Annotated in this window: 24 protein-coding genes; 13 read left to right on the top strand and 11 right to left on the bottom strand. The window is 62.4% G+C overall.

What is annotated here, in order from left to right; translation table 11 throughout:
• The first annotated feature begins 19 nt into the window (after nucleotides 1-19).
• Nucleotides 20-2,125 (top strand): mechanosensitive ion channel family protein, encoded by a 2,106-nt coding sequence (locus tag AB4O35_RS02675; protein ID WP_460149515.1) that lies wholly within the window; start codon nucleotides 20-22, stop codon nucleotides 2,123-2,125.
• Nucleotides 2,126-2,250: 125 nt separating this feature from the next.
• Here the strand turns inward: AB4O35_RS02675 and AB4O35_RS02670 are convergent, their stop codons facing one another.
• Entirely contained in the window at nucleotides 2,251-6,501 is a 4,251-nt protein-coding gene (locus AB4O35_RS02670) for a DEAD/DEAH box helicase (protein WP_460149513.1), read from the bottom strand.
• Between the two features lie 142 nt (nucleotides 6,502-6,643).
• Between AB4O35_RS02670 and AB4O35_RS02665 the strand changes: the two genes are divergently transcribed.
• Nucleotides 6,644-7,528 (top strand): sugar nucleotide-binding protein, encoded by an 885-nt coding sequence (locus AB4O35_RS02665; protein WP_083207053.1) that lies wholly within the window; start codon nucleotides 6,644-6,646, stop codon nucleotides 7,526-7,528.
• Between the two features lie 168 nt (nucleotides 7,529-7,696).
• On the opposite strand, the gene AB4O35_RS02660 is transcribed toward AB4O35_RS02665, so the two are convergent.
• The 5 genes from AB4O35_RS02660 to AB4O35_RS02640 form a co-directional block, all read right to left on the bottom strand.
• Nucleotides 7,697-8,395 (bottom strand): OmpW/AlkL family protein, encoded by a 699-nt coding sequence (locus AB4O35_RS02660; protein ID WP_065873731.1) that lies wholly within the window; start codon nucleotides 8,393-8,395, stop codon nucleotides 7,697-7,699.
• A gap of 94 nt (nucleotides 8,396-8,489) precedes the next feature.
• Nucleotides 8,490-9,002 (bottom strand): DUF3299 domain-containing protein, encoded by a 513-nt coding sequence (locus AB4O35_RS02655; RefSeq protein WP_065873730.1) that lies wholly within the window; start codon nucleotides 9,000-9,002, stop codon nucleotides 8,490-8,492.
• An 11-nt stretch (nucleotides 9,003-9,013) separates the two neighbouring features.
• Nucleotides 9,014-10,279 (bottom strand): ABC transporter permease, encoded by a 1,266-nt coding sequence (locus AB4O35_RS02650; RefSeq protein ID WP_027605183.1) that lies wholly within the window; start codon nucleotides 10,277-10,279, stop codon nucleotides 9,014-9,016.
• Between the two features lies 1 nt (nucleotide 10,280).
• Entirely contained in the window at nucleotides 10,281-10,991 is a 711-nt protein-coding gene (locus AB4O35_RS02645) for an ABC transporter ATP-binding protein (RefSeq protein ID WP_460149511.1), read from the bottom strand.
• Nucleotides 10,992-11,140: 149 nt separating this feature from the next.
• Nucleotides 11,141-11,728, bottom strand: a complete 588-nt coding sequence (locus tag AB4O35_RS02640; RefSeq protein WP_065873728.1) for a DUF2796 domain-containing protein — start codon at nucleotides 11,726-11,728, stop codon at nucleotides 11,141-11,143.
• Between the two features lie 136 nt (nucleotides 11,729-11,864).
• Between AB4O35_RS02640 and AB4O35_RS02635 the strand changes: the two genes are divergently transcribed.
• Nucleotides 11,865-12,206 carry a hypothetical protein gene (locus AB4O35_RS02635; RefSeq protein ID WP_065873727.1) on the top strand — a complete coding sequence of 114 codons (342 nt, stop codon included), beginning with the start codon at nucleotides 11,865-11,867 and terminating at the stop codon, nucleotides 12,204-12,206.
• Here the strand turns inward: AB4O35_RS02635 and trxA are convergent.
• From trxA to AB4O35_RS02620, 3 genes are read right to left on the bottom strand one after another with little or no spacing between them, the layout of a single operon-like run.
• Nucleotides 12,203-13,075, bottom strand: coding sequence for a thioredoxin (gene trxA / locus AB4O35_RS02630; RefSeq protein ID WP_065873726.1), 873 nt, complete (start codon nucleotides 13,073-13,075; stop codon nucleotides 12,203-12,205). The genes AB4O35_RS02635 and trxA overlap by 4 nt on opposite strands.
• Nucleotides 13,076-13,107: 32 nt before the next feature.
• Entirely contained in the window at nucleotides 13,108-13,788 is a 681-nt protein-coding gene (locus tag AB4O35_RS02625) for a class I SAM-dependent methyltransferase (RefSeq protein ID WP_065881119.1), read from the bottom strand.
• Nucleotides 13,785-14,240: a YbaY family lipoprotein gene (locus AB4O35_RS02620; RefSeq protein ID WP_065873724.1), complete on the bottom strand. Its 456-nt coding sequence runs from the start codon at nucleotides 14,238-14,240 to the stop codon at nucleotides 13,785-13,787. The genes AB4O35_RS02625 and AB4O35_RS02620 overlap by 4 nt, the downstream gene beginning before the upstream one ends.
• Before the next feature lie 140 nt (nucleotides 14,241-14,380).
• Between AB4O35_RS02620 and nrdR the strand changes: the two genes are divergently transcribed.
• The 10 genes from nrdR to AB4O35_RS02570 all read left to right on the top strand — a co-directional run bounded on the left by nrdR (nucleotide 14,381) and on the right by AB4O35_RS02570 (nucleotide 21,803).
• Entirely contained in the window at nucleotides 14,381-14,851 is a 471-nt protein-coding gene (gene nrdR, locus AB4O35_RS02615) for a transcriptional regulator NrdR (protein WP_049713467.1), read from the top strand.
• Entirely contained in the window at nucleotides 14,848-15,984 is a 1,137-nt protein-coding gene (gene ribD, locus AB4O35_RS02610; RefSeq protein WP_065881121.1) for a bifunctional diaminohydroxyphosphoribosylaminopyrimidine deaminase/5-amino-6-(5-phosphoribosylamino)uracil reductase RibD, read from the top strand. The genes nrdR and ribD overlap by 4 nt, the downstream gene beginning before the upstream one ends.
• Nucleotides 15,985-16,032: 48 nt before the next feature.
• Nucleotides 16,033-16,695 carry a riboflavin synthase gene (locus tag AB4O35_RS02605; RefSeq protein WP_065873722.1) on the top strand — a complete coding sequence of 221 codons (663 nt, stop codon included), beginning with the start codon at nucleotides 16,033-16,035 and terminating at the stop codon, nucleotides 16,693-16,695.
• A gap of 15 nt (nucleotides 16,696-16,710) precedes the next feature.
• Complete coding sequence (gene ribBA, locus AB4O35_RS02600; protein WP_065873721.1) at nucleotides 16,711-17,802, top strand: bifunctional 3,4-dihydroxy-2-butanone-4-phosphate synthase/GTP cyclohydrolase II; 1,092 nt, start codon at nucleotides 16,711-16,713, stop codon at nucleotides 17,800-17,802.
• A 90-nt stretch (nucleotides 17,803-17,892) separates the two neighbouring features.
• Nucleotides 17,893-18,369: a 6,7-dimethyl-8-ribityllumazine synthase gene (ribH, locus tag AB4O35_RS02595; protein ID WP_003194576.1), complete on the top strand. Its 477-nt coding sequence runs from the start codon at nucleotides 17,893-17,895 to the stop codon at nucleotides 18,367-18,369.
• On the top strand, nucleotides 18,366-18,866 hold the full coding sequence (gene nusB / locus AB4O35_RS02590; RefSeq protein ID WP_065873720.1) for a transcription antitermination factor NusB: 501 nt from the start codon (nucleotides 18,366-18,368) through the stop codon (nucleotides 18,864-18,866). Before ribH ends, nusB begins: the two co-directional genes overlap by 4 nt.
• Nucleotides 18,867-18,882: 16 nt before the next feature.
• Nucleotides 18,883-19,851 (top strand): thiamine-phosphate kinase, encoded by a 969-nt coding sequence (gene thiL / locus AB4O35_RS02585; protein ID WP_065873719.1) that lies wholly within the window; start codon nucleotides 18,883-18,885, stop codon nucleotides 19,849-19,851.
• Nucleotides 19,852-19,984: 133 nt separating this feature from the next.
• Nucleotides 19,985-20,602, top strand: a complete 618-nt coding sequence (gene ribA / locus AB4O35_RS02580; RefSeq protein WP_065873737.1) for a GTP cyclohydrolase II — start codon at nucleotides 19,985-19,987, stop codon at nucleotides 20,600-20,602.
• Nucleotides 20,599-21,018: an MFS transporter gene (locus AB4O35_RS02575; RefSeq protein WP_065891191.1), complete on the top strand. Its 420-nt coding sequence runs from the start codon at nucleotides 20,599-20,601 to the stop codon at nucleotides 21,016-21,018. Before ribA ends, AB4O35_RS02575 begins: the two co-directional genes overlap by 4 nt.
• Nucleotides 21,015-21,803, top strand: a complete 789-nt coding sequence (locus tag AB4O35_RS02570; RefSeq protein WP_065873717.1) for a cobalamin-binding protein — start codon at nucleotides 21,015-21,017, stop codon at nucleotides 21,801-21,803. The genes AB4O35_RS02575 and AB4O35_RS02570 overlap by 4 nt, the downstream gene beginning before the upstream one ends.
• 90 nt (nucleotides 21,804-21,893) lie before the next feature.
• Here AB4O35_RS02570 and AB4O35_RS02565 read toward each other — a convergent pair whose 3' ends face one another.
• Both AB4O35_RS02565 and dxs read right to left on the bottom strand, forming a co-directional pair.
• On the bottom strand, nucleotides 21,894-23,789 hold the full coding sequence (locus AB4O35_RS02565; RefSeq protein WP_065945949.1) for a TonB-dependent receptor domain-containing protein: 1,896 nt from the start codon (nucleotides 23,787-23,789) through the stop codon (nucleotides 21,894-21,896).
• Nucleotides 23,790-23,924: 135 nt separating this feature from the next.
• Nucleotides 23,925-25,823, bottom strand: coding sequence for a 1-deoxy-D-xylulose-5-phosphate synthase (gene dxs, locus AB4O35_RS02560; protein WP_065945950.1), 1,899 nt, complete (start codon nucleotides 25,821-25,823; stop codon nucleotides 23,925-23,927).
• Nucleotides 25,824-25,882 lie beyond the last annotated feature (59 nt).

Here is a 25,882-nt window from a genome sequence, read left to right as displayed (position 1 = left end):
CCTCAAGGAGCCCGGTGTTTTGCTGAATTCAAAGACTGCATTACTGCTCGGCGCGCTGCTGTTTTGCGGCAGCGGCGCAGTGCACGCCGCGGCGGCCGCGCCTGAAGCCGAAACGCCGGCCAAGCCGGAAATCCTGGTCGAGGGCGGCCTGCTCGGGGCCATCAGCTCCAGCATCGATGATGTGCAGGACAAGCTTGATCTCAACCAGAACCTCCTTGACGCCTGGCGCCTGCGCGCCGACCGTGCGGCCAATGAGGTGGGGCGCCTGGTCAACCGTCCCTCGGACCGCTCGCCATGGAGCGTGGCCGGGGACTTCCTGCTGTTGTCCGGCGTTTGGATCGGCGCCTTCGCGCTTTTGACCTTCCTGGGGCGCATGTTGGTCAGGCGTATCAGTCAACGTCCCTTTGTTGAACGGCGTGGACGCTTGCAAGGCGTACTCGGCTATCTGATGCCCTACACGATCCCGGCCGTGATCTGTCTACCGCTGACGCTTTACGTCAGTCATTTTTTGCCGACCTCCATCGGCCGGGCGCTGGCGTTGTGTTTTGCCTATGCGACCAGTAGCGGCATCTTCTCCACGTCCATCCTGCTGTGCGTGATCGTGATGTTTAACGTCGGGCATAAACGCCCGGCCGTGCAGATCATCCGCGATTACTGCCCAAAGCCACTGTTCATGATCGGGTTCCTCGCCGCCCTCAGCGATGCGCTGACCAGCCCGCAGATCGCCCGCCAGTTCGGCGGCAATATCACCAGCGGCATTGCGGTGTTTACCGGCCTGTTTGCGGCGGTGATTTTCGGCATGCTGGTGATTCGCCTGCGTCGCCCGGTCGCGCACCTGATTCGTAATCGGGCGCTGTCCCAGCGCCTTAAACACCCGGCGTTGCAACAATCGCTGCGGATATTTTCCGGGCTCTGGTATTGGCCGATCCTGCTGATGGTGCTGGTTTCGGCGATCAACCTGATCGGCGCCGGGGACGATAATCAGAAAGCCCTGCGCTGCGCGCTGCTCACCACCATTTTGCTGATCGGCACGGTGTTCCTGAGCACTGTGCTGCAACACCTGTTCAAGTCGCGCAGCCAAGTGGCGATCCAGCGCAGCAGTGCTTACAAGGAGCGTTTCCTCAGCTTGCTGCACGCGATCTTGCGTATCGCGATGGCGATCGGGTTTATTGAAGTCCTCGGGCGTATCTGGGGCGTCTCGCTGTTTGAATTCGCCGAGCGCAACTCGATCGGTCGAGCGATCAGCGATTCCCTCAGCAGCATTGGCTTGATCCTGCTGATGACCTGGCTGTTCTGGGTGGTCCTGGATACGGCGATTCAGGAAGCGCTGAAACCGCCGGTCAACAAACGCTCGAGCCGCCAGCCCAGCACCCGGGTGAAAACCATCCTGCCGCTGGTGCGCAACGCGGTGGAAATCATCCTGGTGGTGATTTGCGCAATCACCACCATGGCCAACCTCGGCATCAACGTCGCACCGCTGCTGGCCGGTGCCGGCGTGGTCGGCCTGGCTATCGGTTTTGGTTCCCAGCAGTTGGTGCAGGATGTGATCACCGGGCTGTTCATCATCATTGAAGACACCCTGTCCATCGGCGACTGGGTGGTGCTCGACTCTGGCCACGCCGGCACGGTCGAAGGCCTGACTATCCGTACCCTGCGCCTGCGCGACGGCAAGGGGTTTGTGCATTCGGTGCCGTTCGGGCAGATCAAGGCGGTTACCAACCAGTCGCGGCAGTTTGCCTATGCATTCTTCTCAGTGCAGTTCACCTACGACACGGACGTGGACAAGGCGGTGGAATTGATCCGAGAGGCCGGGCAATCGATTCGCGACGATGTGTTCCTCAAGTACAACCTGCAAGGCCCGCTGGAGGTGTTTGGCGTCGACAAGATGGACCTCAACGGCGTGGTGCTGACGGCGCAGTTCCGTACGGTCTCGGGCGGGCAATACGCGGTAAGTCGCGCGTTTAACCAGCGGCTGAAAAAGCTAGTGGATAATTGTGACGAGGTGCACTTCGCGCAGACTTATCCACAGCAGGTGTTGTTGCCCAAGCGTGCGCCGCAGGGGGATGAACCGGATGCAGAGGTGCCGGCTTCGGTGGTGCTGACGGAGCAGCCTCGGACTCAGTAACCTTCACAACCCGTAGCAGCTGTCGAGCGCCAGCGAGGCTGCGTCGGACGCGACTCGATAATATGCCTGACACGAATTTGGCGGTGCTGCCGACGCAGCCTCGCTGGCGCTCGACAGCTGCTACGTTACGGACGGTTAATCAGTTTATTCCGCACCGCCAACTGATCCACCTCCATCAACACCTGCTGCTTGCCCGCCACCATCACCGCCGCCGGCAACCCGTCCCGATATACGATCCGATTGCCACTCACCGCGGGCACCTTGGTACCCGGCAACAACGTACCCACCAAGTTCAACGGATCAGCCCCACACACAACAATCAAACTGCCGTCATGGGCCCGACGTCGCACTTCACGCAGCAACGGGATCGCCTCCGGCAACGCAAACTGTTCTCCCGCCAACCCACTGACAAACCGCCCCCCGCGAATCTCCCCGCGTGCTTCCAGCCGATGAAAAGTGCGCAGCAACTCGCGCCAGCTTGGTAGCCAATCCGCCTCACGCTCGAGCAACCGCCAGAACACCACGCCATAGCGGCGCAGCAAGGTCATTGCCACATGCTCCAGCGTCTCGGCCGAATGCGCGCCAGCGGCGGTGGGTGAACGCCGCACCAAGGCCCAGCGCCCGGCGTCGTCCATGCCGCCGATAAACGCGCCGCGCCCACGCCGACTGCTGCGCGCCTGGCGTTTGCTGGCGGGTGTGGTCAGGGCGCGCAGGCCGGCGAAGCTGTCGGCGTTTACCAGCCCGGCGCCGACCAGTTCCTGCAAGGCGCTTTCCAGTTCGCTGCGCAGCAAGTGGGCCTCGTGCACCAACTCATCAAAAAACAGCGCGCCGTGGTCGCGCAGGGCTTGATGCACCTTCTGCGCCTTGGGCGACAGTGTGGTGGCGTCGGTGAGGTCGGTCAGTCCGCTCCACAGTCCCACCTGGCTGCGCGGCAGTAACACCACTGGCGTACTGCGTAATGCCATGGCGCCGGCCTTGTTGCTCAAACGCGTCCACACCAGTTTGCCGCTGCGGCACAGGTCGTCGAGCCAGGTGGAGGCGTAATCCTTGAGCCGTGCGCTGAGCAGGTCGCTGTCCCAGGCGAACGTGGCGGCGGCATACCCTTCAAACTGCGCGACGATCTGCGGCAACATCGCGCTGCCCTGACCGCGTGTGCCGTCGGACAAGTGCTGCCAATCGAACAGAAACCGCATGAAGTCCTGCAGCGCCACCGGCTCGATTTCCCGGCGCAGGCGCTTGACCGTATAGCGATGAATACGCGCCAGCAGGTGGCGTTCGCACCATTGCTCCTCAGTGGCAGCAGGGCTGAAATGGCCGCGTAACACATAGCCTTCCTGCTCCAGGCGGGCCAGCGCCTGGAGCACGTCAGTTTCTGGCAAGGCCAATGGCGCGGCGATCTCGCTCAGGCTCAGCGGGCCTAACCCACCGAGGCGTGCGCGCAGCACTTCCACCACGGCCTCATCAAAGGTCCAGGGCTCATCGAAACCAGGTAACAGCGGCAAGTCGTTGGGGTAGATCGCCTGCAAGCAACTCAAGCGTTCAACGGCAACCCATATGCCATTGTGCAATTGAAAGGCACGACCGCTCTTGGCCAAGGCGTGCAGCCATTGCGCCCATGGCGGGGAGACTTCGGCAGCGGCGATACACGCCAGGCTCATCAACGCCTCATGCATTTCATCCGGCCCGTTGGGTGCCGGCCAGGCTTCTTCGCGCACGCCGGCAATAGCGTCAGCATCCAGCGCGCCGAGTTCGTCGGTGCTTTGCGGGTCGCTCCAGCGTCGGTTGAGCACGGCCTGGGTGCGGCGCTCTTCCAGCGGCGCATCGTCAAGAAAAGTATAGGGGCGCGCACTGAGTATTTCGGCGGCCATCGGCGAGGGCGCCGGCAGGTCGCGGCTGATCAGGCGCACGTCGCCGCGCTCCATGCGCCGCAGCAGGGCCAGCCAGGCCTCGCTGTCCATGGCGTCGTGCAGGCAGTCGTCGAGGGTTTGCTCGACCAGCGGGTGTTCAGGCACTTCGCGCTCGCCGGCGAGGTTTTCCAGGCAGGCGATCTGGTCGGGAAACACACTGGCGATCAGGTCTTCGCTTTTCATGCGCTGGATCTGCGGCGCCACCTTGCGCCCGCCGGTAAAGCGCGGCAATGCCAGGGCCACACCGGCATTCCAGCGCCAGCGCACGCCGAACAGCGGCGCCTCCAGCACGGCCTGGATCAGGATATGTTCGGCGCTGTGGCTGTTGAGGTAACGCCACACCTCGTCCAGCTCGAAACTGTGGCTGGTGGACAGCGACAGCACGATCGCATTTTCGCTGGCGGCGGCCTGCAATTCGAAATTGAAGGTGCGGCAAAAACGCTTGCGCAAGGCCAGGCCCCAGGCGCGGTTGACGCGGCTGCCGAACGGCGTGTGGATGATCAGTTGGGTGCCGCCGGACGCGTCGAAGAAACGCTCCATGATCAACGTGTCCTGGGACGGCAGGGCGCTCAGGGCCAAGCGTGTGCGCGCCAGGTAATCGAGGATTTGTTCGGCGCTGGCGCGGTTCAGGCCGAGGGTTTCGATGAGCCAGTCCTGCGCGGCTTGCAGGTTGCCGGGCGTGGCGCTGAGCAGCGCGTCCAATTGGCCCTGCAAGCGCGCCACCGCCGCCGATAATTCGTTGCTGCGCCCCGGCGCTTCGCCGAGCCAGAACGGAATGGTCGGCGGCTGGCCATGGGCATCCTCGACGCGCACCTTGCCGGCGTCGACCCGCAGGATTCGGTAGGACGTATTGCCGAGCTGGAAGATATCCCCAGCGATGCTTTCCACTGCAAAGTCTTCGTTGACGCTGCCGATGTTCAGGCTCTGGGGTTCGAGCAACACGCTGTAGTCGGCATTATCGGGAATGGTGCCGCCGCTGGTCACGGCAGTGAGTTTGGCGCCGCGCCGACCGCGCAGGGTGCGGGTCAGGGCGTCGCGGTGCAGGTAGGCGCTGCGGATGCCCTGGCGGCCGTTGTAGCCGTCGCTGAGCATCTGCAGCAGCGCTTGGTAATGGCGTTCATCCAGCTCGGCGTAGGGCGCGGCGCGGCGGATCAGGTCGAGCAAGGCCTGCTCCGACCATTCTTGGGCGCTGACCTCGGCGATGATCTGTTGGGCCAGCACGTCCAACGGCGCGACCGGTATGTGCAAGGTGTCCAGCTCACCCCGACGTACGCAATCGAGCAGCGCGGCGCATTCGATCAAGTCGTCGCGCGTGGTGGCGAACAAGCGCCCTTTGGGCGTGCCGCCGACCTGGTGGCCGGAGCGTCCCACTCTTTGCAGAAAACCGTTGATGGAGCCGGGCGAGCCGATCTGACAGACCAAATCCACGTCGCCGATATCAATCCCCAGCTCCAGGGACGCGGTGGCGATCAGCACTTGCAGCTCACCGGCCTTGAGCCGTTGTTCGGCGTCCAGGCGCATTTCCTTGGCCAGGCTGCCGTGGTGAGCGGCCACGGCGGTTTTGCCCAGGCGTTCGCTCAAATGCCGGGCCAGGCGTTCGGCCAGGCGGCGGGTGTTGACGAACACCAGCGTGGTGCGGTGCTCGCGGGCCAATTCGGCGAGACGGTCGTAGACCAACTCCCACACATCGTTGGCCATTACTGCCGAGAGCGGGACCGGCGGCACCTCGATATTCAGGTCGCGCGGGCGCGCGTGGCCAATGTCCACAATCGCGCAGGGGCGACCCGTACCCACCAGAAAACGTGACACCGCATCGATGGGCTTTTGCGTGGCCGACAAGCCAATGCGCGTCAGCGGCTCGGCACACAGCGCTTGTAGGCGCTCCAGGCTCAACGCCAAATGGCTGCCACGTTTGCCGGCCGCGATGGCGTGGATTTCATCGACGATCACCGTGCGCGTGCTGGCGAGCATTTGCCGACCGGAGTCCGAGCCCAGCAGCACGTAGAGCGATTCCGGGGTGGTCACCAGAATGTGCGGCGGGCGCTTGCGCATTTGCACGCGGTCTTTTTGCGGGGTGTCGCCCGTGCGCACGGCGGTGCGGATCACCAGCGGCGGCAGGCCATGGTTCTGTAAGTGTTGAGTGATCCCGGCAAGCGGATTCTGCAGGTTGATCTGGATGTCGTTGGACAGCGCCTTCAGCGGCGACACGTAGACCACCAGGGTTTCATCCGGCAGTTGCCCGCCGTTCGCCAATCCTTGCTGGACCAAGTCATCCAGCACCGCCAAAAAGGCTGTGAGTGTCTTGCCGGAGCCGGTGGGCGCGGCGATCAGCGTCGATTGGCGTTGGCGGATCAGCGGCCATGCCTGGGCCTGGGCGCTTGTCACCGAAGGGAAGGTGCTGCGGAACCAGGCACTGACGGCGGGGTGGAAGCCGTTCAATGCGCTGTCGGTGGATTCAGGAAGGTTCATGGAGTGATTGATACCGCCCGCTCCAACAAGTTGCAATCGCGCAGTTTGTCCGTGACGGTTGCGCTACAAACCCGCAAAATGCAACGATTCTGACAAATACCTGAATAACCATCGTTCTAAACAGACCGGGCCTGCACACTCTATGCGAATGCGCCTTATGTTACTGGGCGGCGGGAATGCCCTCGGGCAGGCGCTGATTCGCCTCGGTGCAGAGGAAGACATTGGTTTCCTCGCACCCAAACCGCCCCAAGACGGCTGGGATGCCGCGAGCCTCACCCAATTGCTCGACGACACCCGTCCCGATGCGTTGATCAACCTCGCCTACTATTTCGACTGGTTCCAGGCCGAAGCGGTCAGCGAAACGCGCCTGGCCTCCCAGGAGTTCGCCATTGAGCGTCTGGCCGAGCTGTGCCAGCACCACAACATCACCTTGCTGCAACCGTCCAGCTACCGCGTGTTCGATGGCTCTCGCGCCACCGCCTACAGCGAAAAAGACGAGCCGGTGCCCCTGGGCCTGCGCGGCCAGGCGTTGTGGCGTATCGAACAAAGTGTGCGCGCCACTTGCCCGCAACATGTGTTGCTGCGGTTTGGCTGGCTGCTGGATGACAGCGTCGACGGCACCCTCGGGCGCTTCCTGGCCCGGGCCGAAAAACCCGATGAATTACTGATGGCTGACGACCGGCGCGGCAACCCGACGCCAGTGGACGATGCGGCGCGGGTGATCATTTCGGTGCTCAAGCAACTCGATTGCGCGGCGCCGTTGTGGGGCACTTACCACTACGCGGGCCATGAGGCGACCACGCCGTTGGCGCTGGGCCAGGCGATCCTCACAGAAGCGCGCAACTTTCATCCGTTGGCGATCGAATCCCCCACCGCCCAGGCCCATGCGGCCCGGCCGGATGCAAGTGAAGAACCGCAACACGCGGTGCTCGCCTGCAAGAAAATCCTCCATACCTTTGGCATCAAGCCACGGGCATGGCGGGCGGGGCTGCCGGCGTTGCTGGATCGGTTCTACCGGCACAGCTGACTACACGCAAAACCAAAATGTGGGAGGGGGCTTGTGTGGGAGCCGGGCTTGCCTGCGATAGCATCACCTCGGTATCACTGATACACCGAGGTGTCTGCATCGCGGGCAAGCCCGGCTCCCACACAACCCCCTCCCACATTAGGTTATGCAGTGTTGCTTAGGTCGGGATTAGAACTTGTAACCAATACCCACCATGTAAACCATCGGGTCCACATCTACGTTCACCTTGGCGCGAGTGCCAGGTGCCACGGCGTTGTTTTCCACGGTGGCCTTGGTGCTGATGTCGATGTAGCGCGCCTGGGCGTTGATCATCCACTTGTCGTTGATCATGTAGTCCGCGCCGATCTGTGCAGCCCAGCCCCAGGAGTTTTCAGCCTTGAAGTTGCTGAAACCTGCGCCTTGGGCACGGCTGCCGACGTGCTCGTCGTAGATCCAGGTGTAGTTGATACCGGCGCCTACGTAAGGTTGGAAGGCCGATTTGTTATCCAACGGGTAGTACACGACGCTCAGTGTTGGCGGCAGGTGTTTCAGGGTGCCGAGCTTGCCGTTGGCGGCGCCTAGGGCGGTGCCTTTGATCTTCACGTCGTGCTCGAACGGTGTGGCGGCCAGCAGTTCGATACCAACGTGGTTGGTCAGCATGTAGGCAAAGTTCAAGCCCAGTTGGGTATCGCTGCTCATGGTCGCCTTGCCGCCCAGGTTGGCGCCGGCCAATGGGCCTTGGTCAACTTTGACGGTGCTGCTGTCAGCTTTCGGATTCACGGTGATTGCACCGGCGCGAACCAGAATGTCGCCCGCTTCGTGAGCGTGTGCGACAGGGGCAGCGAGGGCGAGCGCGAAGAGGGACGCGCCGAGCAGAGACTTGTTCATGGGAGCTCCAAAAGGACGTTAAAAGTTGTACGTCCAATGGTAAAGATCGTTCCGCTCGATCTTTTGACTCAGCTCAATGAAAGGGCGATCAGCGCTATTCCGGCAGCTCGTAGATGTAAATCTTCTCGGCATCCATCTGGTAACCGGCGTCGGCCAGTTCGCTGGTGGACGGTTTGACCCGCATCGCGCCTTCGATCCAGTACGGTTGATACAGCTCATCGAGCTTCACGCCGACTTCACTTTTAACGTGCACGATCTGGTTCGATGGCGGTGGCGGAACGTGGATGCACGCGCCGAAATACGGCACCAGCAAGAATTCAGTGGTGCGGCCGTTTTCGCCGACTTCCAGCGGCACGATATAACCGGGCAGGCGGATGCGCTTGCCATCAAGGCTTTGCACCACAGGCGCGTGGGGCATTTCCTGCTTGGCCGCCGGTGCCGACTCCAGTGCATCCGCCATGCCGGACAGGTTGTGCAGCGGCTGCATATTGGGCACTTCGGGCATGGCATCCGGCGGGATCAGCTCCGACCAGGTCAGTTCCTTGGGCTCGGCGGCCCAGGCGGGCAGGGCCACCAGCAAAAACAGTGCAGCGAGGGCGCGACGCATCAAGGCCTTCCTCATAAACGTATGGACAGGCCGTCGGCCAGGGATTGTCGATAGGCGCGCCACGCGGGCACGCTGCCCATCAACAGCGCGGCGGCCAGGATACCGGCGAGCAGCGTCCATTCATATTCGCTGGGCCACGACATGGGCAGGTCCAGGCCGTAATTGGCCTGTAGGTAACCGCGCGAGGCGGCGATGCACACGTACAGCAGGCCCACGCCCGCGATCACGCCGGACAGCGCCAGGGCAAAGGCTTCAAAGATCAGCAAGGTCGCAATATGCCATGGCCGTGCGCCCACCGAGCGCAGGATCGCCATTTCGCGACGGCGCTCGTTGAGGCTGGTGAGGATCGCAGTGAGCATGCCGATCAGGCCCGTGAGCACCACGAACAGTGAGATCACAAACAGCGCTTTTTCAGCGGTGCCCATCATGCTCCACAGTTCTTGCAGCGCCACGCCCGGCAGGATCGCCAGCATCGGCTCACCACGGAATTCGTTGATCTCCCGTTGCAGGGCGAAGGTGGAAATCTTGTTGTTCAGCCCAAGCATGAACGCGGTAATGGCCTGCGGCGTGAGGTCCATGTTGCGCGCTTGATCGGCGCTGATGCGGCCTTTGCCTTGAGCCGGCACGCCGTTGTGCCAGTCGATATGGATCGCCTCCATGCCGCCGAGGCTGATGTGCAAGGTACGGTCCACCGGCGTGCCGGTGCGCTTGAGGATGCCGACCACGGTGAAGGGTTTGTCATCGTGCTTGACCAGGCTGACCACCGCCACGCCATGGGCCAGCACCAGTTTGTCGCCGAGTTTGTAGTGCAGTGCGTCAGCCACTTCGGCGCCGAGCACCACTTCGAACGGGTCGGTGGCGAAGGCGCGGCCGCTGGCCAGTTCAAGGTTTTGCTTGCGACCGTATTGGTAGTGCTCGAAGTAGGACTCGTTGGTGCCCATCACGCGGTAGCCGCGGTGGGAATCACCCAAGGAAATCGGGATCGCCCATTTCACCTGGGGGCTGGCGGCGAAGTGCTCGTAGCTGTCCCAGCGGATATTGTTGGTGGCATTGCCGATGCGAAACACCGAATACAGCAGCAGGTTCACCGAGCCGGAGCGGGCGCCGACGATCAGGTCGGTGCCGCTGATGGTGCTGGCGAAACTGTTGCGCGCCTCGACACGCACGCGTTCCACGGCCAGCAGCAGGCACACAGACAGGGCGATGGCGAATGCGGTGAGGATCGCGGTAAAGCGGCGGTTAGCCAGGCTGGCCATGGCTAGTCGGAACAGATACATCTCAAACCTCTGCGGGCGTGGCGGCGCGATTGAGTTCGGCCAGCGACAGGTGGCGGTCGAACAGCGCGGCCAGGCTTTGGTCATGGCTGACAAACAACAGGCTGGCGCCGGCTTCGCGGCATTCAGCGAACAACAGCTGAAGGAACGCTTCGCGGGCGTCGTAGTCCAGGGCCGAGGTGGGCTCGTCGGCGATCACCAACTCGGGTTGACCGATCAGCGCGCGAGCGGCGGCCACCCGTTGTTGCTGGCCGATGGACAGCGAGTCGGCGCGGCGTTCCAGCAGGTCTTTGTCTTTCAAACCCAGGTGCGCCAGCAAGGTCGCGGCGGCGCGGTCGACACTGCCGTGACGTTGTTTCGCCCGCTGCGCGCGCAGCGTGGAAAAGTGGCAGGGCAACTCGACGTTCTCGCGCACCGACAGGAACGGCAGCAGGTTGAACTGCTGGAAGATGTAGCCGGTGTGGTCGACACGGAAGCGGTCGCGGGCGCCGGTCGACAGTTCGGTCAGCTCCTGGCCGAGCAATCGGATGCTGCCCTGGCTGGGTTTCTGTACGCCGCCGAGTAGGCCCAGTAGCGTGGTTTTGCCACTGCCGCTCGGGCCCTTCAGAAACAGGGTTTCACCTGCTTCCAGGCGGAAAGCGGGGATGTCCAGCAACTGTGGGTGCCCGGGCCAGTTAAAGCCCAGGTCAGACAGTTCAATCAATGCTTGGGTCATGTTAAATCAGTAGTGCCTGGTTGTAGAAAATGGCGCCGATCCGTTGTGGGAGCTGGCTTGCCTGCGATGCGGGCGACTCGGTTTTTCCAGACATACCGAGGCGATCCGTTCGCAGGCAAGCCAGCTCCCACAGTGACCGCATTTTCAAATCAGAATTTAACGGTGGCTGCTGTGGCCGTCGCTTCAACACCTTGCTGACCGCTCGGGCCGATCAGTTGTACCTGAATTTTCTGGGTGGCGGGGAAGGTCTTGAACACTTGGCTCAGGTCGAGATTGCTCAAGGCTGTCGGCGTGGCGCAGGTGAACTGGTAATGGGCGTGGATCTCGCTGTGGTCGTGATGGTGCTCGTGGGCGCCGTCTTTGGCGTCATCGTCATCGTCATGGTCGGCTTCGGGCTTGTCGCCGAACAACGGGCTGTTGAGTTCCTGGGTGCTGACGACGCAGCCGGCGGCCTTGGGCAAATTGAACAGGGCGACAGGGCTTTCCAGCTGTTTACGTGCAGCGGCGACTTTGGCTTTGTCCGCCGCGCTGGTGGCCACGTGTTCGAAACCCACCAGGTTCATCGCCGGGCTGTCCAACTCTAGTTCAAGGGCTTGGCCGTCGAGCACCGCATTGAGGCGACCAACGCCGTGTTCATGGGCGCCGAGGCTGCCGTGTTCATGGTCGTGATCGTCGTGAGCATGGGCGACCGCCAGTGGCAGCAGGGCAAACGGCAAAGCAAGCAACAGACGGCGCATGGTGAAACTCCCGAGCGAAGATGAAAGTTTTGTTATGTGATCTTATAACAATAGTGCCGGGAGTTTGACCGTCTGCTTGGCGTTGCGCAAGCCGCATGGGAGCATGCCTGTCGGAAAATGTGCAGGAGTAACGACGATGTTGCGAATTCGTGGAACGGTCGGCGACCTGCCGGTGGACTTGACCCTGGAGCTGGACGACGCTGATTGGGCACGCCTGGGCGCGCAATTGCAGGCCGTCCCAGCACCGAGTACGCCGACAGTTGCGCCGATAAAGCAGAATGATGACCTGTGGCAGAACGCTCAGGATCTGTTGCGCGAGGCCGGGCAACTCAGTGGCCTCGAACTGCTCGACCAGTTGGAAGGCTTGGCGGGGGACGCCTCGGCGGGCAAGCGCCTGTTGGTGCGCCTGCGCCATAGCGCCAAGGTGAAAGTGGCCAGCGGCGGTGATACGCCGCTGTACAGTTGGGTCGGCGATTAATACAGCGCGGCAAACAGCTTGCGGCGGTACACGGTCACCAGCGGGTGATCATTGCCCAGCAGTTCGAACACCTGCAGCAAGGTCTTGTGCGGCAGGCCTTCGCTGTAGCTGCGGTTGCGGATAAACAGTTTGAGTAAACCTTCCAGCGCCGCGTCGTACTGCTGGCGCGCCAGTTGCTGGATCGCCAGCTGGTAAGCCGCTTCATCGTCCTGCGGGTTTTGCGCCAGGCGGCTTTTCAAGTCGGCAGCGTCCGGCAGGTCGGCAGCCTGGCGCAGGAAAGTGATCTGCGCCTTGGCCCCAGCGAGCGCGGCTTTATGGTCATCGCTTTTCACAGCGTCCAGCACGGCCTGGGCTTCGCCCAACTCACCGCGCTCTGCCAGGCAGCGCGCGTACAGGATCAGCGCTGCAGCGTTGGTGTTGTCCTCGCCCAACAGCGCGACCAGCACCGCTTCGGCATCGCTGATGCGACCTTCGGCAAACAACGCCTGAGCCTGCTCCAACGGATCCGCCGCAGCCGGTGGTGGCATCTGCACATGCGGCTCCAACAGCGCCCGCACAGCCGATTCCGGCTGTGCCCCGGCAAACCCGTCCACCGGCTGGCCGTCCTTGAACAGCACCACCGTCGGCAGGCTTTGAATGCCAAAACGCGCGACGATGTCCTGCTCGGCCTCGCAATCAACCTTGGCCAGCAGCAGCTCGCCCTGATAACTCTCGGCAACTTTCGCGAGCATCGGCATCAACGCCTTGCACGGCGCGCACCACTCGGCCCAGAAATCCACCAGCACGGGTTTTTCGAAGGAGTTCTGGATCACCGCCTGGTCGAAGGTGGCAGTAGTAACGTCGAAGATGTACGGCGTGGGCTCACTCATGGGGCGTCTCGAATAAAGCGGGAATGGGGCAACTATAAGGGCTGGCGAGCCTGGCTGAAAGTGCGCCGCGAATGGTACAGGCTCACCTTGCGAAACTCCCAAGGCTCCGCCAAGTCCGGCAACGTCAGCGCATCCAGAGTCTCCAGCCGTTGATAATCCGGGTGCTGAAAGTCCCGCACCCGCGAATCCGCCACCAACGCTTCGCGGCCACGGGTCAGGAACTGGTCCAGCAGCGGCAGGTTCGCCCGGTCGTAGAGCACGTCAGCCACCAGGATCAGGTCGAAGCGGTCCGCTTCCGCGAAAAAGTCCGCTGAATAACCCAGTTCCACGCCATTAAGCTCGGCATTCGCCCGGCAGGATGCCAAGGCCAGCGGGTCCAGGTCGCAGGCGACTACTTCCAGCGCGCCCGCTTTAGTCGCCGCAATCCCGGCCACACCGGAACCCGCGCCAAAATCCAGCACGCGCTTGCCGGCGACCCACTCAGGATTCGCCGCCAGATACCGCGCCAGCGCCAAACCACTGGCCCAGCAAAAACTCCAGTAAGGCGGTTCATGCAGGATGCGCCGGGTTTCCTCGGGGCTGAAGGCGCGATCCATGTTGTCTGCATCCAGCAGCCACAAAGACAGCTCGGTACCCGGCAGTGGGCAGGGCACCAGTTGCGCGTCGCCGATCAGTTCGCTCAGCGCCGCTTGCAAGTCCAGCGGTGGCGTCATGGTGCCTTGACGAGTTGCAGGGGGCCGGTGGTCTGGGTGATTGCCTGGGTGATCAGTACGGCAGGCAGGTGCAGGATCAACTGGCCGGACTGGCTGGCGCGGCCACGCAGTTCAACCCGCGCACCGGCTGGGAAGGCTTCGGGGTTGTAGCGCAGGCGGAAGGCCAAGGGCTTGCCGTTGCCGCTCAATACACTGCTGGCGAGCAGTTGTTGCGGGCGCGAACGGTCGTCGATGACCAACAAGGCCATCTCGACTTCGGCACCCGCCGGCACGTTGGTCAGGCTGCCGCTGATTTCCCGCTGATAGGCAGGCAGGGGGCCCATGTCTTCAATCCCTGGGACTTTTTTCTCTTGCGCTGGTGTCGGTTGAGGTGCGGCCGGCTTGGGGGCTTCGCTGCTGCAGGCGACCAGAAAACTGAAAAGGGTGAGCAAAACAAGTGGTCGTAACTGCATGTACGGCTCCAGAAAGGACAAAATCCGTGGCTTAAAAGATATGAAACATAATAGTCAGCCTATATACCGTAAAGGCTATGGCTTGTCTTGCCACGGGGATGCGCTACCATGGCCCTCCCTTTATTTGTTGCCTGCCAACCATGCACTGTCCCTTCTGCGGTGCCAACGACACCAAGGTCATTGACTCGCGTCTGGTCGCCGAGGGCGATCAAGTGCGTCGCCGGCGCGAATGCCTGGCCTCTGGCTGCGGTGAACGTTTCACCACCTTCGAAACCGCCGAACTGGTATTGCCACGTCTGATCAAGTCCGACGGCAGCCGCCAGCCTTTCGACGAAGATAAATTACGCGCCGGTATGCAGCGCGCCCTGGAAAAACGCCCGGTGAGTGTCGAGCGGCTGGAAGCGGCGCTGGTGCACATCAAGCACAAGCTGCGGGCGACCGGCGAACGCGAGGTCAAGAGCCTGGTAGTTGGAGAGCTGGTAATGGGCGAGCTGCAAAAGCTCGACGAAGTTGCCTATATCCGTTTCGCCTCGGTGTATCGACGCTTCCAGGACCTCAATGAGTTCCGTGAAGAGATCGACCGCCTGGCCCGTGAGCCTGCCAAAGAATGAACCCACCTTCTGCTGAACAGGCAGTGCTCGACGCCCATTACATGGCCCGCGCCCTGGAACTTGCACGCAATGGCTTGTACACCACCCATCCCAACCCACGGGTAGGTTGCGTGATTGTGCGTGATGGGCAGATTGTCGGCGAAGGCTGGCATGTGCGTACCGGCGAGCCCCATGCCGAAGTGCATGCCCTGCGCGCAGCGGGTAACAAGGCTCGCGGTGCCACGGCCTACGTAACCCTTGAACCTTGCAGCCACTATGGTCACACCCCGCCGTGCGCCGATGCGTTGGTGAGCGCCGGGTTGGCGCGGGTGGTTGCGGCGATGCAGGACCCTAACCCGGAAGTCGCCGGGCGCGGCATGCAGCGCCTGGCCCAGGCTGGGATCGAGGTGCGCAGCGGTGTGTTGGAAGGTGAAGCCAGGGCCCTCAACAAGGGTTTCCTCAAGCGCATGGAACACGGCCTGCCTTTCGTGCGGGTCAAATTGGCGATGAGCCTGGACGGTCGCACCGCGATGGCCAGCGGCGAAAGCCAATGGATCACCGGCCCCGCCGCCCGCGCCGCGGTACAGCGCCTGCGCGCCGAGGTCAGCGTGGTGCTGACGGGCGCCGACACAGTGTTGGCGGACGGTGCGCGCTTGACCGTACGCGCCGCCGAGCTCGGCCTGGACGAAGCCACGACTGCCCTGGCGATGTCGCGCCCGCCGTTGCGCGTGCTGATCGATGGCCGCTTGCGCGTGCCGCTCAATGCGCCGTTCTTCAAGGCCGGCCCGGCGTTGGTCATCACGTGCGTGACCGCGGAAAACCAGTTCCCCCGTGGCCCCGAGTGCCTGGTGGTGCCGGGCGTCGAGGGCCAGGTCGACCTGCGCTCAGCACTGGTTGCGCTGGCTGCCCGCGGCGTCAATGACGTGCTGGTAGAAGCCGGCCCAAGCCTGGCGGGCGCGTTCGCCCAGCAAGGCCTGGTGGATGAATACGTGATATTCGTCGCCGGCAAGTTCCTTGGCTCCGCCGCCCGGCCTTTGCTGGACTGGCCGCTTGAGAAACTCGCCGACGCCCCCCAACTCAAGATCACTGAAATGCGCGCTGTTGGCGACGACTGGCGAGTCACTGCCATCCCGCTCCCCGCAGCGAGCGTATAATTCCCGGCCTGCGCTTGAGCGTCAGCCCCCCGTTTTCAGGAGAACGAAATGTTCACCGGCATTATCGAATCCATCGGCAGCATCCGTGCAATGACCCCCAAAGGCGGCGATGTACGCCTGCTGGTTGAAACCGGCAAGCTCGACCTGGGCGACGTCAAGCTGGGCGACAGTATCGCCGTCAGTGGCGTGTGCCTGACCGTCATCGAGCTGCCGGGCAATGGCTTCGCCGCCGACGTCAGCCGGGAAACCCTGGACTGCACCGCGATGAATGACCTTAAGGCCGGCAGCCCGGTCAACCTGGAAAAAGCCCTGACGCCGACCACCCGCCTTGGCGGCCACCTGGTCAGCGGCCACGTCGACGGCGTCGGCGAAGTCGTGGCGCGCAGCGAAAACGCGCGGGCCGTGGAATTCCGCATCCGCGCGCCCAAAGAGTTGGCCAAATACATTGCCCACAAAGGCTCGATCACCGTCGACGGTACCAGCCTGACCGTGAACGCCGTGAACGGCGCCGAATTTGAACTGACCATTATTCCCCACACCCTGAGCGAAACCATCATGGCGTCGTACCAGCCGGGTCGCCGGGTTAACCTTGAAGTCGACTTGCTTGCCCGTTATCTGGAGCGCCTATTGCTGGGCGACAAGGCCGCAGAGCCTGCTGCCAGTAACATCACCGAAAGTTTTCTGGCCGCTAATGGCTACCTGAAATCCTGACCAAGGGGGTGCCACGTGGCGCTCAATAGCATCGAAGAACTGGTTGAAGACATCCGCCAAGGCAAGATGGTCATCCTGATGGATGACGAAGACCGCGAGAACGAAGGCGACATCATCATGGCCGCCGAGGCCTGCCAGGCTGAGCACATCAACTTCATGGCCAAGCACGCCCGTGGGCTGATCTGCATGCCTATGAGCCGTGAGCGCTGCGAATTGCTCAAGCTGCCATTGATGGCGCCGCGCAATGGCTCGGGTTTTGGCACCAAGTTCACCGTATCGATTGAAGCCACCACCGGCGTCACCACCGGTATCTCTGCTGCTGACCGTGCGCGCACCGTGCAAGCCGCCGCCGCCAAAGACGCCAAGGCCGAAGACATCGTCAGCCCAGGCCACATCTTCCCGCTGATGGCCCAGCCGGGCGGCACCCTGGCTCGCGCCGGCCATACTGAAGCCGCCTGCGACCTGGCGCGCATGGCCGGTTTCGAACCGAGCGGGGTGATCTGCGAAGTGATGAACGACGACGGCACCATGGCTCGCCGTGCTGAACTGGAAGCCTTTGCCGCCGAACACAACATCAAGGTCGGCACCATTGCCGACCTGATTCACTACCGGATGATCCACGAACGTACCGTTCAGCGGATTGCCGAGCAGCCACTGGACAGCGAACTGGGCCAATTCAATTTGGTGACCTACCGTGATTCAGTGGAAGGCGACGTGCACATGGCCCTGACCCTGGGCACCATCTGTGCAGACGAACCAACCTTGGTGCGCGTGCACAACATGGACCCGCTGCGTGACCTGCTGATGGTCAAGCAACCGGGCCGTTGGAGCCTGCGCGCCGCCATGGCTGCGGTCTCCGAGGCGGGTAGCGGTGTGGTGTTGTTGCTGGGTAATCCGGTCGACGGCGATGTATTGCTGGCGCATATCCGCGAAACGGCTGACCACGTGGCGGTGAAAAAACCGACCACCTATAGCATCGTCGGTGCCGGTTCGCAGATCCTGCGTGACCTGGGCGTGCGCAAAATGCGCTTGATGAGTGCACCCATGAAATTTAATGCGATATCCGGTTTCGACCTGGAAGTAGTAGAATACGTGCCCTCCGAATAAAGGCCGGCGATTGTCGCCCCTTGTTTGCGGTTCAAATATCACTAAGGGGCGCGTCATACACGCGTCCCGGCTCTTTAAGAGATTTGTCGAATGACCCTGAAGACCATCGAAGGTACCTTCATCGCCCCCAAAGGCCGCTACGCCCTGGTAGTTGGCCGCTTCAACAGCTTCGTGGTTGAAAGCCTGGTGAGCGGTGCCGTGGACGCCCTGGTTCGCCACGGTGTGAGCGAAAGCGATATCACCCTTATCCGTGCCCCTGGCGCCTTCGAAATTCCACTGGTTGCGCAAAAAGTTGCTCAACAGGGTGAATACGCGGCCATCATCGCCCTGGGCGCGGTCATTCGTGGCGGTACTCCGCACTTCGAATACGTGGCTGGCGAATGCACCAAGGGCCTGGCCCAGGTGTCCATGGAGTTCGGCGTGCCGGTCGCCTTCGGCGTACTGACCGTTGATTCCATCGAGCAAGCCATCGAGCGTTCCGGCACCAAGGCCGGTAACAAAGGCGCTGAAGCTGCCCTGTCCGCCCTGGAAATGGTCAGCCTGCTGTCGCAGTTGGAGGCCAAGTGATTTCCGACGAGAGCGATCGTTTCAACCCACGCGACGAGCGTCCAGCCGACGCCGGTAAGCCGTCCAAGAACGAGAAGCGTCGCGCTGCTCGTCAACTGGCCACCCAGGCGCTGTATCAGCGTCAGATGGCGGGCGCCTCGCTGAACGAAATCGAAGCGCAGTTTCGCGTCGACAACGATTTCACCTTCGCCGACCTGCCGTACTTCCACGACATCCTGCACGGTGTGTATGCGCACCTGAGCGAGATCGACACGGCCCTGGCACCTTGCCTGGACCTGACCATCGAAGAACTGGACCCGGTTGAACTGTGCGTGATGCGCCTGTCCACCTGGGAACTGCTGTATCGCGTCGATGTGCCGTACCGCGTAGTGATCAACGAAGGCATCGAACTGGCGAAAGTCTACGGTTCGACCGACGGCCACAAGTTCGTCAACGGCGTGCTCGACAAGCTGGCCCCGCGCCTGCGTGAAGCCGAAGTGAAGGCGTACAAGCGCTAACCGGCGCTTGAGTCCTGTGGGCGAGTTTGAGCTGATCCGCAACTACTTCGCCGCCGCGCCTTGTGCGCAAGGCGGCGAAGGCATTGCCTTGGGGATCGGCGACGACTGCGCTTTGCTGGCGCTCCCTGCCGGGGAGCAACTGGCAATTTCTACCGATACATTGGTGGCCGGGGTGCACTTTTCGGACCCCTGCGACCCCTTCCTGCTCGGCCAACGCTCGTTGGCGGTGGCGGTGAGCGACCTGGCTGCCATGGGCGCCAACCCCCTCGCGTTTACCCTTGCCCTTACCACGCCGACGGTTGATGCCGATTGGCTGCAACGCTATGCCCTGGGTTTGAACCTCATGGCGCAACGCTGCGGCGTGGGCCTGGTGGGCGGCGATACCACACGCGGGCCCCTCAGCCTGACCCTGACCGTGTTTGGTCGTGTGCCGGCCGGGCAAGCCTTGACCCGCAGCGGTGCGCGGCCGGGTGACCTGCTGTGTGTCGGCGGCGAGCTGGGTAATGCCGCCGGGGCCTTGCCGCTGGTGTTGGGGCAGCGCAGCGCTGACGCGGCCATCGCCGAGCCGTTGCTGGCGCATTACTGGTCGCCACAACCGCAGTTGGCCTTGGGCCTGGCACTGCGCGGCAAGGCGACGTCCGCGATGGATATTTCCGACGGGCTTCTGGCCGATTGCGGGCATATCGCCAAGGCTTCGTCTGTCAGCCTGCTGATCGAGCGTCAACAGTTGCCCTTGTCCGGGGCGCTGCTGGCGTTTGTCGGCGATGACCAGGCACGCGTGGCGGCGTTGAGCGGGGGCGACGACTACGTGCTGGCGTTTACCCTGCCATCCGCCGAATTGGCGCCGCTGCAGGCCGCCGGCTGGCCGATCCATGTGATCGGCCGAGTCGAGGCGGGACAGGGCGTGACGCTGCTCGACGCTAACGGACAGGACATCACCCCCGCCATCCGTGGCTATCAACACTTTCGCGAGACGCGTGAATAGCAGCGCTGCATAGAAGCTGAACAAAGGCCAATCAAACCGATTGATCTTTATCAGCGATAATTCAGCTTAAGCGTCTGTAGGAACGTGCTGTTACAATGGCCGCCTCTGTAAAAACTGAAATCAGGAGCACATGGTGCCCATCGTTTTCGTCGCCGCTTCCAAGCTGCCTACCCCTTTTGCCACGTTCACCATGAGCGGCTTTCTTGAAGAAGCCACCGGGCGCGAGCACGTTGTGCTTAGCCTGGGCGATATCGCGGATGGCGCGCCGGTGCTTGGGCGTGTGCACTCCGAATGCCTGACCGGCGATGCACTGTTCAGCCAGCGTTGCGACTGCGGTTCGCAACTTGAAGCGGCTATGCGAGCTATCGCGCGCGAAGGCCGTGGCGTGCTGCTGTACTTGCGTCAGGAAGGCCGCGGCATTGGCCTGATGAACAAGATCCGCGCCTACGAGCTGCAAGATGGCGGTGCCGATACCGTGGAGGCCAACGAGCGCCTGGGCTTCGCCGCCGATCAGCGTGACTACGCGATCTGCCTGCCGATGTTGGAGTATCTGGGCGTCAAATCCCTGCGCCTGATGACCAATAACCCGCGCAAGGTCAAAGCCTTGACCGAAATGGGCATCACCGTTGCCGAGCGCGTGCCGTTGCACACCGGGCACAACCCGCATAACAAGCTCTACCTGGCCACCAAGGCCAGCAAGCTCGACCACATGATGGGCAACGAGCACCAGGGCGAGGTCGACCGCGCGTGACTCGTGGCCAGGTGAAACGGCGACTGTCCTTCAATTGGTGGCAGTACCTGGCGCTGGCGCTGCTCCCTTTGTTCGTGATCAACCTGGTATTTGGCAAGGCCCAGTCCTTGCTGCCGGTGCTCGCCATGCCGTTCTTTATTGCCGGCGTGGCCTCGATGTTCCTCAGCCTGCGCTACTTCAACGGCTATAAACATGCGTTGATCGCGACCTCCAAAGCCCTCGATACCCCCGAAGAACCGGCTGCCTGGATTACCTTGGCGGCGCGTCGGCGCGCGGCGTTGCTGGTTGCCGCCGTGCCAGCCTGGATCGGTGCGTTGGCGGTGTTTGTCGGCCTTGAAGCCGTGCCGCTGTTCCTGCTGGTGCTATCGACACTCGTGCTGTTTTACCTCTACCGCATCCCCCGTCAATTGGGATGAGGTGTCACTGGCTGGCGTTCCTGCTGCTGGCATTGAGTGCCCAGGCGTTGGCTGCCGAACGCGTGATCAGCCTGGCGCCATCGCTGTCTGAAATCGTCGCTGAACTGGGCGCTGCCGACCTGCTGGTGGGCGTGCTCGACGGCGGCGATCGCCCGGCAGCCTTGGCGCAAGTACCGTCGGTGGGGCGTTACGGCCAACTGGACATGGAGCGCCTGCTCAGTCTCAAGCCCGACCTGATCCTGCTGTGGCCCGGCAGTGTCGGCCCGGCCCAGCGTGAGCAGTTGCAGCGCCTGAACATTCCGGTGTACGTCGCCGAACCCCACAGCCTTGAACAACTCACCACCCAAGTGCAGGCCATCGCCGAACAATTAGGTCGGCCTGAAGCCGGTCGGCAGTTGGCTGCACAGTTGCGCCAGCGCCTGGCCGAACTGCGTCAGCGTTATCAGCGGGCCGAACCGTTGCGGGTGTTCTACCAAGTGTGGAACCAGCCGCTGTACACCGTGGGCGGCGGGCAGATCATCAGTGATGCCTTGAGTGTGTGCGGCACGCGCAATGTGTTTGACGACCTCACGCTGCCCGCGCCGCAGGTGAATATCGAGTCGGTGTTGCAGCGTGATCCCGAGTTGATTCTGGTGGGGGATCAGGCGCAGAAGGAGGCCTGGAAGGTCTGGCCGTCGATGGCGACGCGGGTGCGGGTGGTTCCGGACAAAGGCCTGGAGCGGCCCAGTGGGCAGATGTTGGAGGCGGTGGCGAGGTTGTGTCAGGTGATTGCACCTGACCTGTGACACCGCTATCGCAGGCAAGCCAGCTCCCACAGGGAAACGCATTCCAAATGTGGGAGCTGGCTTGCCTGCGATGAGGCCTGTACGGCCCACTCAGATCTCAGGTGTCCAGGTAACCCCAACCATCCACACCCGGCCTTCTTCACGGTAATCCTGATTGTTCAAGAACCCCGGGTCGTTATAGCTGTAACGCGCCCGTGCATACGACTTGTCCAACAGATTATCGACCTTCAGCGACAACGCCACTTCCCGATTCAACGCCCAACTGCTGCGCAATCCCAGCAAGGCATACCCGCCAAGGCGGTGTGTGTTGTCTTCATCGTCATAGCTGCTGCTGATGGCCTGCCAACTGGCACCTACCCCCAGTTTGTCGAACTGCCGATCCAGATCCAGGCTCAACGTACGCCGCGCCCGTCGGGCCAGGGTGTGGCCGCTGTCACGGTCGCGCGGGTCGATGACCGCAAGCCCCATGTTGCCCTGCCACCCAAACAGCTCTTGCTTCAGCGCGGCCTCAACGCCATCGATGCGCGCCGACGCCACGTTTTGGGGCTTGCTGTTACTGTCGAGAATGATCGCGTCGCTCAAGTCGGTGCGGTACAGCGAGGCCTCCAGGCGCGTGCTGTCGCTCAACTGGCTGCGCCATTGCAGCTCGTAGCTTTTCGAGGTTTCGGGCTGCAGGTTGGGGTTGCTGTACTTCGTATCCGGGTAATACAGGTCGTTGAAGGTCGGCGCACGAAAGCCTTCGCTGTAGCTCAGCAGCACGTCGTTGTCGGGGTTGACCGGCACGGTGACGGTGCCGCTCCAGCTGTTCTGCCCGCCAAATTGCTGGTTCTGGTCGCGCCGTATCCCCAACTCGGTGGAAAACCATTGGCCGTGGAACCGATGTTGCACAAAAGCTGCACGGTTCCAGCGGCTGTTTTCGGTAAAGGTGGTGGAGCCGTGGAAGCGGTCTTCGTACCAGTCGCCGCCGAGAATCAGGCTGTTCTGGTCATTCAGCGTCAGGTCGTTCTGCCAGTTGACCGAGTCGCGGTACGTGTTGAACACGCTGAAGTCATCGCTGAGGGTGTCGCGCTTGGTGTCGCGGTTCTCGCTATGGCCCAGCTCCAGGCGCGATTGCCAGCGCTCGTTGAGCCTGGCATCGACATAGCCGCTGGCGCTGCTCACCGCGTAGTCGGTGTAGGGCTTTTGCCCAAGCGTTTGCCCGGTGGCGACGTCGTAGCGGCCGAAGCTGTTGTCGTACTCCGATTTGCCACGGTTATCCAACAGGTTGAAACCGGCCTCTAGCTCATCGCTGAAGGAATGGCTCAGGTTCAGGCTGAGTGACTGGTTGCGGTAGGCGTCGTGGTCGCCATCGCTTGGGAATGACGTGTGCGTCGAGTTGATGCCCGCGGTTTCATCCAGGCTCGCGCCGAGGTTGAAACGCGTGTGCTCATCACCGCCGGACAGGCCAAGGCTACGCTCCCAGGTCTGGTTGCTGCCGAAACCGAGCTTGAGGCGTGGTTGCAGGCCTTGCTCGGTATTACGCCGGGTAAACACCTGGATCACCCCGCCAATGGCATCGCTGCCGTAGATCACTGAGCGTGAACCGCGCAGCACTTCCACCCGTTCAATCTGGTCGACGTTCAGGTACTGCAAGCCGCTGTCACCGGAGGTGGTATTGGCGATGCGCTGACCGTCCACCAGCACCAGGCTCTGGGCGGATTTGGTGCCACGCATATAGATGCCGGGCAGGCTGCCGCGGCCGCCAGTCGGTGCTATTTGCACGCCAGGAACGCGGCTGAGCAGGTCGGTGAGGCTGGTGGGTTGCAGGCGATCGATGTCATCGCGGGTAAACACGCTGTTGGCGGCGCTGCTGTCGTTGCGCGCCTGCACCTGGCGGTTGGCGCTGATGACGACGTTGGGGAGTTTCAGGGCGTCGTCGCGGCTGTCTGCGAGCAGGTCGGTGGCAGGCAGAAGGAAAAGGGGCAAGGCATAGCGAAGGCGTTTCATTGGCTGTCCATGGCATTTAAAAACAATGCAAACCAATGTGGGAGCTGGCTTGCCTGCGATGCAGGCACCTCGGTCTGTCAGCGTAACCGAGGTGATGCTATCGCAGGCAAGCCAGCTCCCACATTTGAATGTTGTTTACAGGTTCAAGAGTGCCATGCGCTTGCGCACCGAAGCCTCAATCCCGGCCTCATCCAACCCGCACTCCGCCAGCATCTGCGCCGGCTTGGCGTGTTCGACGTACACATCCGGCAAGCCCAGGTGGAGCACTGACTTGAGGATATTCTCCCGTGCCAGGAACTCGCTGACCGCCGCACCAGCGCCACCCATGATGGCGTTTTCTTCGACGGTCACCAGCAGCTCGTGGCTACCGGCGATCTCGCGCACCAAGGCTTCATCCAGTGGTTTGACGAAACGCATGTCGACCACGGTCGCGTCGATCTTCTCGGCGACTTTCAGGGCTTCGGCCAGTTGCACGCCGAACACCAGGAATGCGGTCTTGCTGCCCTGGCGACGCACGATGCCTTTGCCGATCTCGATCGGCTCCAGGTCTTTTTCGATCACGGCATTCGGGCCATTGCCGCGAGGGTAGCGCACGGCCGCCGGGCCGTTGTACAGATGGCCGGTGCTGAGCATCTTGCGCAATTCGTTTTCGTCGCTCGGCGTCATCACCAGCATGCCGGGGATGCAGCGCAAGTAGGACAAGTCGAAGCTGCCCGCGTGGGTCGGGCCGTCTTCGCCGACCAAACCGGCGCGGTCGATGGCAAACAGCACGTCTAGGTTTTGCACCGCTACGTCATGCACCAACTGGTCGTAACCGCGTTGCAGGAACGTCGAGTAGATCGCTACTACCGGCTTGGCGCCTTCACAGGCCATGCCGGCGGCGAATGTAACTGCGTGCTGCTCGGCAATCGCCACGTCAAAGTAGCGCAGCGGGAAACGTTCGCTGAACGCCACCAGGTCGGAGCCTTCCTTCATCGCCGGAGTAATGCCCACCAGGCGCGGGTCGGCGGCGGCCATGTCGCACAGCCATTCGCCAAACACACCGGAATACTTAGGCCCGCTGGCTTTTTTCGGCGCAGCGGCGGGGGCGTCCAGCGGTTCCAGCTTGGTAATTGCGTGATAGCCGATCGGGTCGACTTCTGCCGGGGCAAAGCCTTTGCCTTTCTTGGTGACGATGTGCAGGAACTGCGGGCCCTTGAGGTCACGCATGTTGCGCAGGGTGGCAATCAGGGTCGGCAGGTCGTGGCCGTCGATAGGGCCGATGTAGTTCCAGCCCAGCTCTTCAAACAGGGTGCCAGGCACCAGCATGCCCTTGGCGTATTCTTCGGTGCGCCGGGCAATTTCCCACGCGCCGGGCAGGCGCGAGAGCACCTTCTTGCTGCCTTCGCGCATGCTGGCGTAAGTGCGGCTGGAGAGGATTTTTGCCAGGTAGTTGGACAGGCCACCGACATTGCGCGAGATCGACATGTCGTTGTCGTTGAGGATCACCAGCATGTTGGCGTCCACTTCCGGCGCATGGTTCAGCGCTTCGAAGGCCATGCCGGCAGTCAGCGCGCCATCACCAATCACGGCAATCGCCTTGCGATCGCTGCCTTGCAGACGGGCGGCAATCGCCATGCCCAGCGCTGCACTGATGGAGGTGCTGGAATGGCCGACGCCAAAGGTGTCGTACTCGCTCTCGGAGCGACGCGGGAAGGCAGCAACGCCGTCCTTCTGGCGCAGGGTGCCCATTTGCTCGCGGCGACCCGTAAGGATTTTATGCGGATACGCCTGATGGCCCACGTCCCACACCAGCCGGTCGTCCGGGGTGTCGAACACGTAGTGCAGGGCGATGGTCAGCTCGATGACGCCCAGGCCAGCACCAAAATGCCCACCGGTCTGGCCGACCGTGTAGAGCAATTCCAGGCGCAACTCATCGGCCAGGGTTTCCAGCTCGGCTTCACCCAACCGACGCAGGCCGTCCGGCGTGGCAGCACGGTCGAGCAGGGGCGTGGACGGGCGCTTGCGGGGAATCTCTTGAAACGTCGTGGGCATCAGGCGAATCGTTATAGGTATAGAAGAGGCGGCAGTTTACCTCAAGCATCGCAAACTGC

This window comes from Pseudomonas sp. H1_A03 (assembly GCF_054685145.1).
This window is presented reverse-complemented; position numbering and strand designations above follow the sequence as displayed.